The 17,037-nt window shown below is 36.0% G+C and carries 20 protein-coding genes; 14 read left to right on the top strand and 6 right to left on the bottom strand.

All coding sequences use genetic code 11. The annotated features are described in order from the left end of the window. The first annotated feature begins 8 nt into the window (after positions 1-8). Both DES48_RS09155 and DES48_RS09150 read left to right on the top strand, forming a co-directional pair. Positions 9-1,064 carry a sensor histidine kinase gene (locus DES48_RS09155; RefSeq protein ID WP_079709117.1) on the top strand — a complete coding sequence of 352 codons (1,056 nt, stop codon included), beginning with the start codon at positions 9-11 and terminating at the stop codon, positions 1,062-1,064. 1 nt (position 1,065) lies between these two features. Continuing rightward, positions 1,066-1,707: a response regulator gene (locus tag DES48_RS09150; protein WP_079709118.1), complete on the top strand. Its 642-nt coding sequence runs from the start codon at positions 1,066-1,068 to the stop codon at positions 1,705-1,707. Positions 1,708-1,731: 24 nt separating this feature from the next. On the opposite strand, the gene DES48_RS09145 is transcribed toward DES48_RS09150, so the two are convergent. Next, positions 1,732-2,220: an antibiotic biosynthesis monooxygenase family protein gene (locus DES48_RS09145; RefSeq protein ID WP_079709119.1), complete on the bottom strand. Its 489-nt coding sequence runs from the start codon at positions 2,218-2,220 to the stop codon at positions 1,732-1,734. Positions 2,221-2,510: 290 nt separating this feature from the next. Between DES48_RS09145 and DES48_RS09140 the strand changes: the two genes are divergently transcribed. The 8 genes from DES48_RS09140 (at position 2,511) to DES48_RS09105 (ending at position 12,319) form a co-directional block, all read left to right on the top strand. Then, positions 2,511-4,679, top strand: coding sequence for a transglycosylase domain-containing protein (locus tag DES48_RS09140; RefSeq protein WP_113868654.1), 2,169 nt, complete (start codon positions 2,511-2,513; stop codon positions 4,677-4,679). A 145-nt stretch (positions 4,680-4,824) separates the two neighbouring features. Further along, a complete protein-coding gene (hemE, locus tag DES48_RS09135; RefSeq protein WP_079709121.1) occupies positions 4,825-5,859 on the top strand; it encodes a uroporphyrinogen decarboxylase in 1,035 nt (344 codons plus the stop codon). A gap of 34 nt (positions 5,860-5,893) precedes the next feature. Next, positions 5,894-6,838: a ferrochelatase gene (hemH, locus tag DES48_RS09130; protein WP_079709122.1), complete on the top strand. Its 945-nt coding sequence runs from the start codon at positions 5,894-5,896 to the stop codon at positions 6,836-6,838. Next, positions 6,838-8,256 (top strand): protoporphyrinogen oxidase, encoded by a 1,419-nt coding sequence (gene hemY, locus DES48_RS09125; protein WP_113868652.1) that lies wholly within the window; start codon positions 6,838-6,840, stop codon positions 8,254-8,256. The genes hemH and hemY overlap by 1 nt, the downstream gene beginning before the upstream one ends. Positions 8,257-8,259: 3 nt before the next feature. After that, positions 8,260-8,997 (top strand): MBL fold metallo-hydrolase, encoded by a 738-nt coding sequence (locus DES48_RS09120; protein WP_113868650.1) that lies wholly within the window; start codon positions 8,260-8,262, stop codon positions 8,995-8,997. Between the two features lie 75 nt (positions 8,998-9,072). Continuing rightward, positions 9,073-10,068 carry a lipoate--protein ligase gene (lplA, locus tag DES48_RS09115; RefSeq protein WP_113868648.1) on the top strand — a complete coding sequence of 332 codons (996 nt, stop codon included), beginning with the start codon at positions 9,073-9,075 and terminating at the stop codon, positions 10,066-10,068. 99 nt (positions 10,069-10,167) lie between these two features. Continuing rightward, entirely contained in the window at positions 10,168-11,355 is a 1,188-nt protein-coding gene (locus tag DES48_RS09110; RefSeq protein WP_113868647.1) for a M48 family metalloprotease, read from the top strand. A 37-nt stretch (positions 11,356-11,392) separates the two neighbouring features. Then, a complete protein-coding gene (locus DES48_RS09105; RefSeq protein WP_113868645.1) occupies positions 11,393-12,319 on the top strand; it encodes a hypothetical protein in 927 nt (308 codons plus the stop codon). 119 nt (positions 12,320-12,438) lie between these two features. On the opposite strand, the gene DES48_RS09100 is transcribed toward DES48_RS09105, so the two are convergent. Further along, positions 12,439-12,906, bottom strand: coding sequence for a DUF3939 domain-containing protein (locus tag DES48_RS09100; RefSeq protein WP_113868643.1), 468 nt, complete (start codon positions 12,904-12,906; stop codon positions 12,439-12,441). A 191-nt stretch (positions 12,907-13,097) separates the two neighbouring features. Here DES48_RS09100 and DES48_RS09095 point away from each other — a divergent pair, with 191 nt between their 5' ends. Both DES48_RS09095 and DES48_RS09090 read left to right on the top strand, forming a co-directional pair. Then, the gene (locus DES48_RS09095) at positions 13,098-13,625 is read left to right on the top strand and encodes a competence protein ComK (RefSeq protein ID WP_079709129.1); all 528 of its coding nucleotides are present in this window, start codon (positions 13,098-13,100) and stop codon (positions 13,623-13,625) included. Positions 13,626-13,804: 179 nt separating this feature from the next. After that, positions 13,805-14,224, top strand: coding sequence for a M15 family metallopeptidase (locus tag DES48_RS09090; protein ID WP_113868641.1), 420 nt, complete (start codon positions 13,805-13,807; stop codon positions 14,222-14,224). Between the two features lie 228 nt (positions 14,225-14,452). Here the strand turns inward: DES48_RS09090 and DES48_RS09085 are convergent, their stop codons facing one another. Genes DES48_RS09085 through DES48_RS16395 form a run of 3 tightly spaced genes read right to left on the bottom strand, consistent with a single transcriptional unit; the run spans position 14,453 to position 15,402 of the window. After that, the gene (locus tag DES48_RS09085; protein ID WP_113868640.1) at positions 14,453-14,683 is read right to left on the bottom strand and encodes a hypothetical protein; all 231 of its coding nucleotides are present in this window, start codon (positions 14,681-14,683) and stop codon (positions 14,453-14,455) included. 17 nt (positions 14,684-14,700) lie between these two features. Then, on the bottom strand, positions 14,701-15,243 hold the full coding sequence (locus tag DES48_RS09080) for a hypothetical protein (RefSeq protein WP_113868638.1): 543 nt from the start codon (positions 15,241-15,243) through the stop codon (positions 14,701-14,703). Positions 15,244-15,270: 27 nt separating this feature from the next. Beyond that, positions 15,271-15,402 carry a hypothetical protein gene (locus DES48_RS16395; RefSeq protein WP_281269234.1) on the bottom strand — a complete coding sequence of 44 codons (132 nt, stop codon included), beginning with the start codon at positions 15,400-15,402 and terminating at the stop codon, positions 15,271-15,273. 159 nt (positions 15,403-15,561) lie between these two features. Here DES48_RS16395 and DES48_RS09075 point away from each other — a divergent pair, with 159 nt between their 5' ends. Continuing rightward, complete coding sequence (locus tag DES48_RS09075; RefSeq protein ID WP_113868636.1) at positions 15,562-15,951, top strand: hypothetical protein; 390 nt, start codon at positions 15,562-15,564, stop codon at positions 15,949-15,951. Positions 15,952-15,998: 47 nt separating this feature from the next. Here the strand turns inward: DES48_RS09075 and DES48_RS09070 are convergent, their stop codons facing one another. Continuing rightward, entirely contained in the window at positions 15,999-16,382 is a 384-nt protein-coding gene (locus DES48_RS09070) for a DUF5412 domain-containing protein (protein ID WP_170126195.1), read from the bottom strand. Between the two features lie 356 nt (positions 16,383-16,738). On the opposite strand from DES48_RS09070, the gene DES48_RS16615 reads away from it, so the two are divergent. Then, on the top strand, positions 16,739-17,020 hold the full coding sequence (locus DES48_RS16615) for a competence protein ComK (protein ID WP_113868632.1): 282 nt from the start codon (positions 16,739-16,741) through the stop codon (positions 17,018-17,020). Positions 17,021-17,037 lie beyond the last annotated feature (17 nt).

The following is a 17,037-nucleotide window of genomic DNA, read 5'->3' as shown; positions in this document are numbered from 1 at the left end:
AAGGTTAGTTGTTAAATCGGTTAAACTCTATTCGTTATACGTATATACGAGCTCATTTATATGCGTTATTTCTTACACTAATTACTTTACTAGCATTTTTATTAACCATTCATGTCCTGTTTTCACCTACCTGGCTTACAAGTATTAGCATATTTGTCTTTATCCTTGCGTATGTCGTTATTGCCTTCATATTCTCTATTTACAGTGGGTTTAAAGCTAGTAGTGATACGAAAACAAGAGTGGATTATTTATCTGTTTTAATTGCCCAATTGGCCAGAGGAAACTACACTACACGCATTTATGATATTGGGGAAGACGAGATCGGCCGTATTGGTGATGAATTGAATGAACTAGGAGAGAAGATGCAAGGCCAGGTTAGATCGTTGCAACGTTTAGCTGATGAAAAATCAGAGTATGCAAAATCTGCTCATAAAGCAGCCACAATCGAGGAAAGGCAGCGGTTAGCTAGGGATCTGCATGATGCTGTAAGTCAGCAATTGTTTGCTTTAACCATGATGTCAGAAGCAACTGTTCGCGTAGTAGATAAGCATCCTGAAAAGGCAAAAAAACAAATCAAAGAAATTGCAATGACGGCAAAACAAGCACAAACAGAGATGCGTGCATTGTTACTTCACCTACGACCTGTACACTTGTCAGGTGATTCGCTTTCGATTGGGATAAAACAATTAGTCAATGAACTAGAACAAAAATGTTCGATTAACTTTCAAATGCATATTGACCCCTTTGATAGATTATCACAAACTACTGAGGAACATGTGTTTCGAATTGTCCAAGAAGCACTCTCAAATATTTTACGTCACTCTGAAGCAACAGAAGTTACCATCGATATCAAAAAGTATCAACAAGAGTTTTTTTTACATATAGCTGATAATGGCAAAGGAATTGATTTGTTTGCTGATCACCAAAAAATTGCTTCTTATGGTTTAAAAACAATGAAAGAAAGAGCAGAGGAAATCGGCGGTACTTTTTCTATTCGATCAAAGTTAGAGGAAGGCACGCATATCGATATCCGTATACCGTTACAAATAGGGGAGGAAGAGTAGTATGATTCGAGTTGTTGTTGTTGATGACCATGATATTGTTAGAAAAGGTGTCATTACGTATTTAGAAACAGAAGAACAATTGGAAGTTGTCGGAGAAGCCTCAAGTGGTACAAAAGGGGTGGAAATTGTTTTAGCTCAGAAGCCTGACGTTGTGTTAATGGATCTCATCATGGAAAACGGCAATGGAATTGAAGCAACGCGAGAAATTATGAGCCAATTGTCAAATTGTAAAGTAATTATACTTACTAGCTATTATGATGATCAACAAGTATTTCCAGCTTTAGAAGCCGGGGCATTTAGTTATTTGCTTAAAACCTCTTCAGCCGAAGAAATATGTGACGCAATCAAAAAAGCCTACGGGGGTGATACGGTGATTGAACCGAAAGTTGCCAATAAGATGATGACTAGCTTTCGATCACATCAGGAGAAACCACACGACCAGTTAACCGAGAGAGAATTAGAAGTTTTAATGTGTATTGGGGAAGGGTTGACAAATCAGGAAATTGGCGATCGGTTATTTATCGGGATAAAAACAGTCAAGACACATGTTAGTAATATCTTAAGTAAATTAAATGTCAACGATCGCACGCAAGCAGCGGTTTATGCACATCGAAATGGATTATTTCGCATAAAAAACTCGTAAAATAGTATTTTACGAGTTTTTTTACTATTGTTCTTCTTCCCAATCGACCATAGTGTAATAGGTGGTGAACGCTCGACCAGCTCGATAATCAGTTGCAATATGTTCATTTGTAAGGTTAGTTACGTCCCATTGATGAAAAGCGTCTCTGTTTTTCCACTGCATCATAACCACATAGGTGTTACCGTAAAGGGGCTTTAATACCCTGTAAGCAAACAATTCTTCTTGTTTTTTTAATACATCATTATTTTTTTTCCATTCCGCTTCAAAAACTGGTTTGCCATCATCTGTAAGCGGGATATGTCGCATTGTGACGATACCTTGTTGTTGTAATTCTCCATAAGTCATGAGTACATCGTAAATTCGAGCTTCACGAAAAAGCGAAACTTGTTGATCTATCTCATAATAAGCAAGTGTTGAGTTATCCCGTTCCATCAAAGTGATGGTTAATTCTGGATGATGAAGCGCAATATGTTCAAGGTAAGGTAAAGTTCCGTTTGTCATATAAGCTTTCATTGTTATCACCTCGTTGAATTTTGGTTTTTTCGAAAAGATAAGCGATGTTATAAATGAAGATTCCTATACAAGTATGATATGTTATTGTCTCTAGTTTACCAATAATTTATTTGCATGTACATTGATCTGACAATAGCTTACAGTTATTCTTTCTAAAAGTCGAAAACTGTCGTATAATTAACCAATGATTAGCAGTTGTTTGCTTCCTTTTGGTGGTTAAATGTACTAGCTATGCTATATTTAAATCGAAAAAATTATGAAATGAAGGGTTATACAAAGAGGAGAATGAAATGAAATATATAGATAGAATGCGACAAATCCGCTGGTCTTCCTGGGTTAAATGGCTAAGTATTGGATTTGGTTCGATGGCTTTATTAGCTATTGTAGGTTTTATGATTATTATTTACGGTGGAGGATTAGTGGTTGATGAAGAAGATTTAATTTTGCCAGCTACAACTACAGTCAAGACACAAGACGGTGATGTAGTAGGTAAATTATATCAAGAAAACCGAAATCTTGTGACCATAGATCAAGTACCGAAACATGTCCAACAAGCATTTGTTGCAGTCGAGGATGTTCGTTTTTATGACCATGCTGGAGTAGATTTTAATGCGGTAGCTCGTGCAGTCTATAAAGATGTGGTGGCTTTGCAAAAAGTAGAAGGTGCCAGTACGATAACACAGCAATTAGCAAAAAATTTGTTCTTACACGATGAAAAAACATGGATGAGAAAAACAAAAGAAGTAATGGCTTCCATTTATCTTGAGCGTCATTATAGCAAAGATAAAATATTAGAGTTGTATATGAATGAAGTGTATTTTGCTCATGGCATTTATGGGATTGGTACAGCCGCCGATTATTATTTTGATAAACCAGTGGAAGAATTAACAATTACAGAAGGTGCTATGCTTGCGGGGTTAGTAAAAGCTCCTAATACGTATTCTCCTTATTTAGATAAAGATGCAACGAAAAAGCGCAGGGACATTGTTTTATCTCAAATGGAAAAAGCGGGTATGCTAGAGACTGAGGAAAAACTAACGTTACAAGGAAAGACCGTAGATGTTGTGGAACAAAAAGAAGCGCAATCTCCATGGTTAGACGACTATCTAGATGTTGTGATTCGTGAAGCAGCTTCACAATATCAATTAACAACAGAAGAACTAAAACGTGGTGGATATGATATAACGGTCTACATGAATAACGTTGCACAAAAAACAGCTTATCAACAACTACAACAAGAAAATTTTTACTATGGATCGGAACCAAATGTGGAGTCTTCTTTTGTACTGATGAATCAAAAATCTGGCGCATTAGAAGCGGTTATTGCAGGACGTAATTTTCAAATCGGTGAGCATAATCGAGCAATGCTCAGACGTCAACCTGGTTCGGTTCTTAAACCGTTAGCTGTTTATGGACCTGCTTTAATGAATAATTATCAACCCTATTCCTTATTACAAGATCGCGCACAATCTTATGATGATTATCAAGTAGCTAATGCAGACGGGGGTTATGCTGGTGAGATATCTATGTACCAAGCGATAGCAGAATCAAAAAATGCAACAGCAGTTTGGTTGTTGGATCAAATTGGAATCGACTATAGCAAAACCTACTTAGAAAAAATGGATATCTCATTATCTGATCAAGGGTTGGCAATCGCATTAGGCGGTTTGAAAAATGGGTTAACCCCAATCGAAATTGCTGCAGGATATCGCACATTTATTCATGATGGGGAGTGGATTCAACCGCATGCCATTGTATCGATTCATGATCGTAATGGGACGCTAATTGGTGAAGCGAATCCAACGACTACCCAAGTATTTTCCAAACAAGTTGCGTGGAGTATGTTGCGCATGCTCGAAAATGTAGTAAATAATGGAACTGCTACTGCTGGAGAATACGCAAAAGCATTAGCGGGTAAAACAGGTACAACACAACATCCACAAGTAGAAGGTCAAGCAAAAGATGCTTGGTTTGCTGGTGTGACACCAGAATATACCACTGCATTGTGGATGGGATATGATCAAAGTGATGAAACACATTATTTAACCAAAGGAAGTAGTGCAGCTACGATTGCAACAAAAGCGATACTACAAGCCATTGATCAACAACAACCACTAGGTGATCAATTCACCAAACCAATTAATGTAGATGATGTGGAACAACCAATTCAATTGCCTGTGATTGATGATCTAGACGTTTCGTATCAACTTGGTGGATGGTCACTTGTGCAAGGAAAATTAACATGGACCGCAAGTGATGATGAACGCGTGGTTTATCATATATATAGCGTAACAGATGCAGGTAGTAAGAAGATTGGTCAAGTGCAAGGTAAAGGCCAATTTATTTTAACAGATGTATCAGTATTTCAATCTTCTAGTTATTATGTTGTACCGTATAATCAATTGACCAAACAGCAAGGAACAAAATCAAATCAAATTACTTTATCATTTGGAAATTAATCGATACAATTAAAAGGGTTATTTATTTATAATAATTACAATTTGGTGACAATTTTTCATAAGTACTACAATGCTAAGATAAATTCCAATATGATAGGAAGAGTGATCAAAAAAAGCAGGAATAAATAGTTGAAGGGTGACGTTTGTGGGTAAACAGTATAATGACACAATAATAAAAGCATTCAGAGGGGAAGAGACCGCTTATACACCAGTTTGGTTTATGCGTCAAGCTGGTCGGTCGCAACCCGAATATCGTAAATTGAAAGAAAAATATACTTTATTTGAGATTACACATGAGCCTGAACTCTGTGCTTATGTAACACGGTTGCCAGTCGAACAGTATGGGGTAGATGCAGCGATTTTATATAAAGATATCATGTCTCCTCTACCTGCACTTGGTGTAGATGTTGAAATTAAATCTGGCGTTGGTCCTGTTATTGAACAACCGATTCGTACGATGGCAGATGTAGAGCGACTTGGCAGGATTGCACCAGAACGTGATGTGCCCTACGTTTTAGATACGATTCGTTTGTTAACTAATGAGCAGTTGAACGTACCGCTAATTGGTTTTAGTGGAGCTCCTTTTACACTGGCTAGTTACATGATTGAAGGTGGTCCTTCGAAAAATTATCAAGAAACGAAAGCAATGATGTATAAGGACCCAGCCATCTGGTTTGCATTAATGGATAAGCTAGCTACGATGACCATTTCCTATGTGAAAGCTCAAATCCGTGCAGGTGCCAAAGCTATCCAAATTTTTGATTCCTGGGTAGGGGCGTTACCTGCAGCTGATTACCAGACGTTTATCAAGCCTGTAATGAAACGCATTTTTGTTGCTTTACAAGAGGAAAATGTACCACTTATTCTCTTTGGTGTAGGAGCAAGTCATTTAATTCAAGAATGGAATGATTTACCTATAGACGTCATTGGACTTGATTGGAGAATGTCAATTCAAGAAGCAAGAAATTTAGGCATAACGAAGACACTGCAAGGAAATCTTGATCCAGCTATCTTGCTTTCAGATTGGGATACGATTGAAACAAGAACAAAATTCATTATTGATCAAGGCAAAAAACATCCAAGTCACGTATTTAATTTAGGACATGGGGTGACACCAGAAATTAAACCTGAAACATTAAAACGATTAACGCAATTTATTCATACTTATTCTGCAAAATAAATATATTTATTAAATTATTAGGAAGGTGTTTTTTATGACAAAGAAAAAAATAGGTTTACTTGTGATGGCATATGGTACGCCATACAAAGAAGAAGACATTGAACGTTACTATACTGATATTCGTCATGGTCGTAAACCAACCCCAGAAATGCTGCAAGACTTAACGGATCGTTATCGCGCAATTGGAGGTATTTCTCCGTTAGCACGCATAACTGATCAACAAAAAGATGCTCTGTTGCATAAACTCAATGATATGCAAGAAGAAGTAGAATTTGTTCCTTACTTAGGACTAAAACATATAGAACCATTTATTGAAGATGCTGTAAAACAAATGGCGGAAGACGGCATCGAAGAAGCAGTATCACTTGTGCTAGCACCTCATTACTCCACCTTTAGCGTGAAGTCCTATAATGGCCGTGCACAGGAAGAAGCAGAAAAGCATGGAAAACCAACCATTTATTCGGTAGAAAGTTGGTACGATGCACCGGGGTTTATCAATTATTGGTCAGAAGCAATAAAAGGGGAATATGCCAAGATGACCGATGAAGAAAGGGAGAAGGCTGTATTAGTCGTTTCTGCCCATAGTCTACCCGAAAAAATTATAAAAAATGGCGACCCATATCCAGACCAATTGGCAACAACAGCTAGATTAATTTCAGAAGCTACTGGTATTAGTAATTATGCATTGGGGTGGCAAAGTGAAGGCAACACACCGGATCCGTGGCTTGGACCTGATGTGCAAGATTTGACACGTGATCTCTATCATGACCAAGGATATCGCACATTTGTTTATGCTCCGGTAGGTTTTGTAGCGGATCACTTAGAAGTTCTTTATGACAATGACTATGAATGTAAAGTAGTATGTGAGGAATTGGGTGCATCTTATTATCGACCACCAATGCCAAATGTCGCGAACGCATTTATTGAAACATTGGCAGATGTTGTGTGGGAACAATTCCAAAAGCGTGGGGATCAATAATGATGACGACAAAGGAAATAGTAATTGTAGGTGGCGGTATTACAGGATTAACCACTGCTTACTACTTACAAGAAGCAATTAAAGACAATCAATTACCATATAAAGTTACCTTAATCGAAGCATCAGACAAATTAGGTGGGAAAATTGAAACGGTAAAAAAACAAGGTTTTACCATTGAACGGGGTCCTGATTCTTTCTTAATCCGGAAAGAAGCTGCTGCTCGTTTAGCACGTCGAATTGGACTTGAAGATCAACTTGTTAAAAACAATACAGGTAAATCTTTTGTTCTAGTAGGCGAGTCGTTACACGAAATTCCTAAAGGTTCTTTCATGGGGATTCCTACTAAACTATCACCATTCATGTTGTCTAAAATGTTTTCCTTAAAAGGGAAGTTACGCATGTTGCGTGATTTGTCCATATCGAAAAAAGAAGCACAATCCGATCAATCGGTTGGAGAATTTTTTCGTTATCACTTTGGTAATGAATTACTTGAACATTTAATTGAACCACTCTTATCTGGAATTTATGCGGGAGATATTGATCAATTAAGCCTAATGGCTACCTTTCCGCAATTCTATCAAATGGAACAAGAGTATAGTAGTTTAATAAAAGCGTCCCGTCAAACAATGGGACAAAAAGATAAAAAAACGGCTAAAAAATCGAGTAAATTCTATTCATTAAAAGATGGATTAGAATCATTAGTAACCCAAGTTAAAAATCAGTTCGATTCTTCGATTGTGCAAGTTTTAACAACAACGAAAGTGAATCATATTGAAAAAAAGCCAGTAGGCTATCATTTGTTGCTAGATAATGGAGAAGTGTTAACAGCTGACAGTGTTGCTTTAACAACGTCTGTAAAACAAGCACAGCGCATGTTTAGTCAATATGACTTCTGGGAACAATTTGGAGAGATGAAAGCCACTTCTGTAGCTAATGTTGCAATGGCATTTGATCAAGCTGCTATTCCAACAGATATCGATGGAACTGGATTTGTCGTCTCCCGTAATAGCGATTATCGTATTACTGCTTGTACGTGGACACATAAAAAATGGCCAACTACGACACCAGAAAATAAAGCATTGCTTCGTTGCTATGTAGGAAAGCCTGGCGATGAAGAAGTGGTAAATTTAACAGATGAAGAAATCGTTGCTATCGCGTTAAAAGATTTAGAAAAAATTATGGGGATTACCGCTAAACCAGACTTCCATGTGGTGACACGATGGAGAGATTCGATGCCACAGTATACAGTTGGTCATTTAGAACGATTAGAGACACTCTCCCATGATTTAGATGATCAACTACCAGGGGTTTTTGTAGCAGGCAATTCATATCGAGGAATTGGTTTACCTGACTGTATTCGTCAGGGAGAGCAAGTGGTGGACCAAATCATAACCTTTTTAGATGATGAAAAGAGGTAAATCATGAAATTAACCGTTGTTGGATTTTGGGGAGCCTATCCCGAAGAAGATAGTGCTACCTCCTGTTATTTACTTGAAAAAGACGATTTTAAAATTTTATTGGATTGTGGCAGTGGTGCATTAGCGCAATTACCCAAATATACAGATGTGATGGATATTAATGGGCTAATTCTATCGCACTATCATCAAGATCATATTGCAGACCTGGGTGTGCTTCAATACCAGTGGTTGGTTCAAAATGATATTCGTCAAACCGATCATGTTCTACCGATTTTTGGACATCAAGAGGATAAAACAACTTTTGATAGACTAACACATGAAGCAACGAAAGGATTTGCTTATCAACCAGAAGAAACATTAGAAATTGGTCCATTTAGCATTTCTTTTTTAAAAACCATTCATCCGGCTCCCTGTTATGCGATGCGTATTACAGATGGTGAATCTACTGTCGTTTATACAGCAGATTCAAGTTTTCAAGACGCAGTTATTCCATTTGCGAAGGATGTTGATTTATTAATAACGGACTGTAGTTTCTATCATGATCAAGATGCTGCTGCTTTTGGGCACATGAATAGTGTCGAATGTGGCAGAATTGCATCACAGGCAAATGTCGGTCATTTACTACTAAGTCATCATCCGCATTTTGGTGATCGGTTAAATTTAAAGACAGAAGCGGCATCTGTTTTTAAAGGCGTGATTGATTTGGCAAATGGCGGATTTCAATGGCAAAGCAAGTGGTAGAAAAATGCAGAAATATTGCCTTACCATATCGTTTGTTTTACACTGATAATAGATAAAAAAGGAGGCGCTTTTGCAATGAAATTTATTGATAACGAGGGGATTACTGATCCACATATTAATTTAGCAATTGAAGAATATATTCTAAAAAATTTCAGTGAAGAAGATACATATTTATTATTTTACATCAACAAGCCGTCTATTATCATTGGAAAAAACCAAAATACGATTGAAGAGATTAATACGAAATACGTGGAAGAACACGGCATCGATGTTGTTCGTCGCCTTTCTGGTGGAGGAGCAGTTTATCATGATGAAGGCAATTTGAACTTTAGTTTTATTACAAAAGATGATGGGGACAGTTTTCATAACTTCGCTAAATTCACCCAACCAGTTGTGGATGCACTCCAAGAACTGGGAGTTCCTGCCGAATTAAAAGGACGTAACGATTTGGCTGCAGAGGGAAAAAAAATATCCGGAAATGCACAATTTACGACTCGTGGACGTATGTTTAGCCACGGAACATTAATGTACGATTCAGAGATTGAACATGTTGTTTCGGCTTTAAACGTAAATGCGGAAAAGATTAAATCAAAAGGGATTAAATCTATTCGCAGTCGTGTATCAAATATTTCGGAATTTATGGATGAAAAATTGTCAATGCAAGCATTCAAAGAGCATATTTTGAAATATATTTTTAATGTTAAAGATGTTAAGGATGTTCCACGTTACCAGCTAACGGAACAAGATTGGGATAATATTCATCAACTATCAAAAGAACGTTATCAACAATGGGATTGGAACTACGGAAAATCACCAGCTTTTGATATTCAAAAGTCACACAAGTTTGACGCTGGTTTAGTCGATGTTCGAATGGATGTTTCAAAAGGGGTGATCAAAGATTTTAAAATCTACGGAGACTTTTTTGGAATCGGAGATATAACCGAACTTGAACAAGCTTTAGTAGATACAAGATACCAACGTCAAGCGTTAGAAGATGCATTAGCTGATATAGATGTACCGCACTATCTAGGTAAAATAACAAAAGAACAATTAATTGATTTAATTTATTAATTGAATCAATCATGTTTATGAAGTTTCAACAATAAAGGGAGTTGTCTAAGGGACAACTCCTTTTATTTAGATTAACGATTTTTCTTAGGAGCGATCATATTGAGTAAAAAGATCTTGTTTATTTATTTACTTTATGTAGCAATAGTGTTTAGTTACTTTTTATATGCTTATCCGCTTGTCTCTTTCGACAATTCAAGATACCCAGCAATTGCTCACGCGATTTTTTTTAGTAAACTACCACTACCCATTTTGTTACTGCTTACTTGCATACAACGTGAATGGGTTGAACAGTGGAAGGAGCGATTACAATTTAAGAGCTTCTGGTTAGAAAATATCGTCATTAGCTTGTTTCTTTTAGTTATTTATGAGGTAGCTCAACTACCTTTTCATCTCCTCTGGTATATCGTAACCCATGTAGCCGAAACCAGTCATCAAACATTTGCAAGTTGGTCTTGGGATCAAGTGCTAGATTTTGTATTCACATGGATTTTACTTGCAGCTTTAATGAGCATCTTTAGACCGGTGGTCAAACGTTGGCCGAACAAATGGTACTTGGTCATCTGGTTATTATTGATCCCATTCACAATCATTTTTGTTTATGTACAACCTGTTCTCATTGATCCACTTTATCAAGATTTTTCTTTACTTAAGCCTGGAGAACTTAGGAATGATATTGAAGCGTTAACCGAAGAATTGGGATTAACAGACCCAACCATTTTACAAGTCAATAGGAGTGAGGAAGTTTCTACCTTTAATGCTTATGTAACAGGTATATTTGGCAATGCACGGATTGTGCTTTGGGATACCACATTAAATCAAATGAAGCCTGATGAGGTTTTATTTATTCTGACCCATGAAATAGGGCACTATACCATGCATCATGTCTATGTAGGGACAATTGGCTATTTACTGTTTGCCTTCTTGTTACTATTTTTGACGTCACGTTTTTATCGTTGGTTGATGCAAAAGAAATTTCCGAATTACAGATTATGTGATATTCGTGCGATTCCAATTATTTTGGTGATAGTTTTAGCGTTATTAACGGTTAGTGAACCAGTCTCACTATTTATCTCTCGCGAAATGGAGAAACAAGCAGATAATTATGCAATTAGACATACCGAAGATCTTGAGCCTGCTTTAGCAAGTTTTGAACGTATCGCGAAGCAAGCAAAAAGCGACACCGATCCACTGTTCTTTGTTAAATGGATGCGGTATAGCCATCCACCGATGCAGGAGAGAATTAATAAAATTGAAAAAACTATTAAACAACGTGAAACCCATATGTAGTCTTTTTCGTAGATAGGACGAAAGAGGTGAGTAAATAATGGTTACGCATGAACAATTAGTGATGGAAAAAGAAAAGGTACGTGAATTAGAAAAGTATAAGAAAGCTTTAAATAAAGTAGAAGCAGAATATGACCAATTAGTACTTCAGGAAAATCGTTATCGGAAAAAATTAGAGGAAGAGAAAGTAGATGTAGAGAAGCTGGAAGGGGTTAGTCTCACAAGCTTATTTGTGACCTTAGTTGGAAAGAAAGATGATCGCTTGTTAAAAGAAAAAGAAGAAGTACTTGCTGCTCAATTGCGTTTTGAAGAAGCAAAGGCAGCTAAACAAGAAGTTTATCAAGAGCTAATGACTTTAAAAAAGCAAATTAGTGACATAGCCGATGCTCCTTCTCGTTATCAAAAAATGTTGAATGAAAAACAAGAAGTTTTGATCCATAAGCAAGAAACGCCGCAATTATTACAATTAAATGAAACAATTGCAGATCTACAAGCCGATCAAAAAGAAATAGAGGAAGCCTATGAAGCAGGATTAAATGCAAAATTAGCTTTAAAGCGTGCGCTGAATTATTTAGAGAAAGCTGGTAATTGGGGTACGGTTGATTTGTTTGGTGGCGGACTTATTTCTACATCAATTAAACATGGTCATATGGATGATGCCCGGAATGAAGTGCGTTATGCGCAACAATTATTACGTAAATTTGCTAGAGAATTAGATGATATCGGTACGAAGTTTTCGGCAGATGTATCTATTTCTGGTGGTTTAACGTTTATGGATTATTTTTTTGATGGTGTCATTGCGGATTGGATGGTACAAGATAAAATTCATCGTTCACAAGAGCAAGTAAACCAAATGTATCAACAAACATCGCATACGTTAGCAAAGTTGGATGAATTACGGAAGGATACAAAAGCAACGCTGGTTAAGTCCAAACAACATTGGGAACAAGTTATCTTATCCAAATAAATCAATTCTACTACATGATTAACAAGCTATCTATGCGTAACACGAACTATAAAAATAAAATGAGTACATTTTATTTTTATAGTTCGTGTTTTTTTCTTGGAGAAAAAACTCAGCTAACGTTACGGCCGTTGGTTAGAAATCAAGTGTTCTTCATCTGTAATATAGAATTCTTGTTGTGGTCGATAATCGAGTAATCCTAGTTTTTCTAGCTTGTGGTAACTTACTTTGCGGTAAGGATCACCATGAATAACTGGTAGTTCTTTTGTTTGTTGCATATAATTGTCGACAGCTTGCTGTACATTATCAAAATCAATTGCTAACTGGCGATCCTTTTCTTCAAAAATTTCATAAGTTTCATGAGACATATAATACGTTTTGTTTGGTATACCTTTTAAAATCGGGGCTAATAACTTGTAGTCAACACTTAAGTCATGTTTAATTAAAATACTTAAAGGGATCTCTTTTGGAAGTTGCATACCATATTCATGAATGGCATATTTTAATTCTGCTAATGAAATATCAATCGTAGGGTATGTTTGCTCCTGTTTTTGAGCATCTGTTGATTGTTTCTTGAAAGGATTCCACATCAAAGTGCCTCCTTTTCCTTATCATATTTTATGTTTATTATATCAAAAAAATGTTTGTAAAAGATAAATGTGACAATTTTGGGTACAATTATTCAAAATACTACCAATATTTACAATAATATAGTATATTGTATACATATTTTGAGTTATTTATTACTTAAAATAAATTTTATTTAAGGGAGATGGTTTTTATGAAAGATAACTACGAAGTGAATCCAGTAACTGTAGCTATTATTGCTGAAAAGGTTGATGGTTACTATGTTTCACACGTAATTGAAAGTAATGGACAATCTAGTTATGTAAGACAAGCTCCGGTGCAATTGATTGATTTTGCCTGTAAGTATTTTGGCAGTAGTTTAAAAGGAAGACAAGAAGGAGCTCGTACGATTTTAAATGTAAAACATAAAGTACCTATCTCCATTGATCCTTCTAGTGGAATGTACTTTTTTCCGACTGCTTCTCCTCAGCAACCATTTTGTTCTTGGATTTCCCACTCCTTTGTTTATGACCTACAACGCACACCTCAAAATAGAACAAAAATTATTTTTCGAAATGGAAAAACGATTGTTTTAGATGTTTCTTACGGCTCCATGTTAAACCAACTACAACGCACTGCTCAATTCCGTTACCTCCTAGAAGAAAGAATTAACCTACCAAAAAACAGAAAACCAAAAGAATCGAAAGAGGATGATGAAGACGAGTTTTTCTTATTTACGTGATTATTAGGCTGCTTTTTCGTATATATTCATTTAGAAGTACTATGCCATTGCGCATGAAGTCGATATAGTTAGGCATCGACTTCATGCTTTTTTGTTTTTATTGAACGGTTGGTTGCTCGAAGGTAGCTAAAGCTTTAGACATTAGTTCTCTAATAATTTTTTCTACTTTTTTCGAGTGGATGGATAATTTTGGATTATCTGTAGACTACTTCTTAGTATCAAATGACGGGAAAAAAGCTATTTGGGATGTAAACAAAGACTGGAGACGTGTTGCAGCTGTTGGTAAGTCTCTTGGATTTGAATGGGGCGGTGATTGGTCTAGTTTTAAAGACTACCCACATTTACAAATGCCTGGCGGTTTATCACTATCACAACTTAGATCTGGTAAAAAACCTAATCTTGGTGGTAAATCAAGTCGCTCATCTAAAGGTGGCGCAAACCTTAGCGTTGATGGCTACTGGGGAAGTAAAACAACGAAAGCATTGCAAGATGAACTCGGAACCACAGAAGATGGTTATATGAGCGACCAGTACACAACCATACTACAAACGCTATTACAAGTGGTATTAAGTTCGATAATGGCAAGGATGGTAGTATAGTAATTCATGCATTTAAAGAAAAGTAGGTTCTAAAGCCGATGGACTACTTGGCCCTAACACTGTAGGCGCTTTACAAAAACATCTTGGTACACCTTATGACAAGAAGATCAGTGAACCATCTACGATGATTAAAGAGCTACAATGCAGGTTAAATAATGGTAATCTATAAAAAAATAAGCCCCCACATCGTGGAGGCTTTCTAAATTATTAGAGTAAATATTTAATTACTCACCAGGTTATTTCTGAATAAACATCCTTTAAATACTCTCCGTTTAAAGTTGCATTATTAAATAAATTATCGACAGTTTTAAAAGTTTGAGAATATGAGTCACTTACTCTAGTTAAATGATATTCTCCGGGAGTTTGACTAATCCAATATTCTTGGCTGTTATAATCAAAATTTATTTCTTCACCTATAGCTATTAAATTTTTTAATTTATCAAACTCTTGTTTTGTCATTATGATCCTCCTTTTTTCTAATAACCAGAGCCCCTTTTTCCCTTTTTCCAATCATGTCTGTGAGGAACTTTAGGGTGCTTCTTAGGGTTCCCATGGTTTGTGTAATCAATATCCATGTCAGCGTTACCGTTTTTGTCGTAGTATCTCCTTTGAATTACTTTACCATTTTTGACCCTGTCCTTTGATGAATAGCTGTCTCCGTGTCTAGATAACCCTGAACTAGTAGTGGAATGATCTTTAGTTTTTGTTCCATTCTTTTTTGCTTTACCATATGCTCTTGCAGTAAAGTATGCTGCTACCTTGTTATACAGCCACGATCCCGCCTTAATTGTAACTCCTCCGATTACTACAGCGCCAGTTACAGTGAGAGCTACTTCACCAATTCCAGGAATTAAATAAATACCGGCAGCCGCCGCAAACGCTGCATGCATTTCATATTTTGATTTTTCTGTTTTGTATGGATTAAAAGTTGCTCCTATCGAATCTTCATGATAAGGGTTAAAGTACTCATTTGGTATGTATAAAATTTCATCTTCGCTGTAATAATTCGGATCTAGCAACTCTTTAGGAATGTTCTTAAAATCTATTTAACTTAGTTCTAGAGATTCTAAACTTTCATTGCTTGATTCAGAAGCATAGATTAGCGATGGTGCTAAACTTGAAAAAAATAACATTAAAGCCATAAAAATAGATAAAACTTTAAAACTACTATCTTTCATGAAAATCTCTCCTTTTTATTTGTATAAAATAAATTATACAAATAAAACAAATAATGTAAATTAATTTTATGTAAAAAATAAGATTATTTGTTAATATAGATAAAATTTCTCTTGCGCCACAATTTTTATGATTGAGAATAACCTTTTAGAATAATTAAGTTGGTTTTAATTTTTAGAAATTATTTTACAATTGTCGCCGCTAGCGTAAGTGATATTACAGCTGCTCAAGCGCCATCACCATCTGCCATGGATGAAGATGAACATGCCAGCGTCCAAGTGATGAAAAAACTATCCAATAAACTCAACGGCTTCAGCACTAGTTATCGTAGTGATGAGGAGCAGGTAGATCATGCACTAGAGGAAATCAAGCGCTTCATGGATCGAAGAGCACAAGCGGGTGCCACAGAGGCAAATAAAAACTTTGCGACTGTCTTACCAAAAATGAGCAGCCACCTAGTTGAAGCGAAGGAAAACGTTGCGTTTTACCGTATGCTTCTAGCGCAAGAAGAGCGTACTAGAAAAAAGATTTTAGGAACAGTTGAAATTTAGAGAAATGCAGAAAAACACTTTAGCGGGAGAGACTAAGATATCTAAATTTATTGGTTTCTAAAGTCTAATTTTTTTTGAAGAACGTTAAGTGTATGACTGTTAATTACTACTGTGTCGTTATCTTTCCATTCAATATTGGCGGTTTCTTCACGATAATTCCAATAGATATTTTTTGTCTTTCCATCACGATTGTTAAATACTAATTCCCCTCGTATAGAATACGAAGTCGTGGTTCCTCCATTCGCAAGGTATGCTTTTAAAGTATAGCTTCCATCTGGAGATGTTTCTTCTGTAAGATATTCTCCTGTTGGTAATCTATTCATATCGAAAAATGCCCAATATACTCCATCTCCAACGAGTGCAATAAATAATAGGCTACCAATCAGTAAAATTTTAACTGCCTTTTTTGTGCCTTTTTTGTTTTCCTTCAAAATATCAGTTCCTCCTCTTTTATATAAGCCAGTTTTATAAGTTCTGTAATACTGATATTGCAGCAGAAAATTGAATCATTATGGAATTTTTGTAAAAAGAAAAATCATTTTGACCAAAATAAATTAAAGAATACTTTCCACATTAGATGATAATATTAAAGTGTATGACCACCAACTAACTTTTACATATGTAAGAAAACGCCTATCTATAAAGTAGGGTGCTTTTGCTTGTGATACTGTAAATGATACACTTTTAATCAAAAAATCGTTTTATTCATTTTAGAATAAAATCATTAAAACGTTGATGTGTAGGTATTATATTATATTTTTAAAACTACATTTATACTGTGTTAAGCATGTACTTTTTTCCGACCGCTTATCCTCAGCAACCATTTTGTTCTTGGATTTCCCACTCCTTTGTTTATGACCTACAACGCACACCTCAAAATAGAACAAAAATTATTTTTCGAAATGGAAAAACGATTGTTTTAGATGTTTCTTACGGCTCCATGTTAAACCAACTACAACGCACTGCACAATTCCGTTACCTCCTAGAAGAAAGAATTAACCTACCAAAAAACAGAAAACCAAAAGAATCGAAAGAGGATGATGAAGACGAGTTTTTCTTATTTACGTGATTATTAGGCTGCTTTTC

The organism is Paraliobacillus ryukyuensis, from assembly GCF_003315295.1.
Lineage (GTDB): Bacteria > Bacillota > Bacilli > Bacillales > Amphibacillaceae > Paraliobacillus > Paraliobacillus ryukyuensis.
The sequence above is the reverse complement of the archived record's forward strand: the minus strand, read 5'-3'. Positions and strand labels throughout refer to the sequence as shown.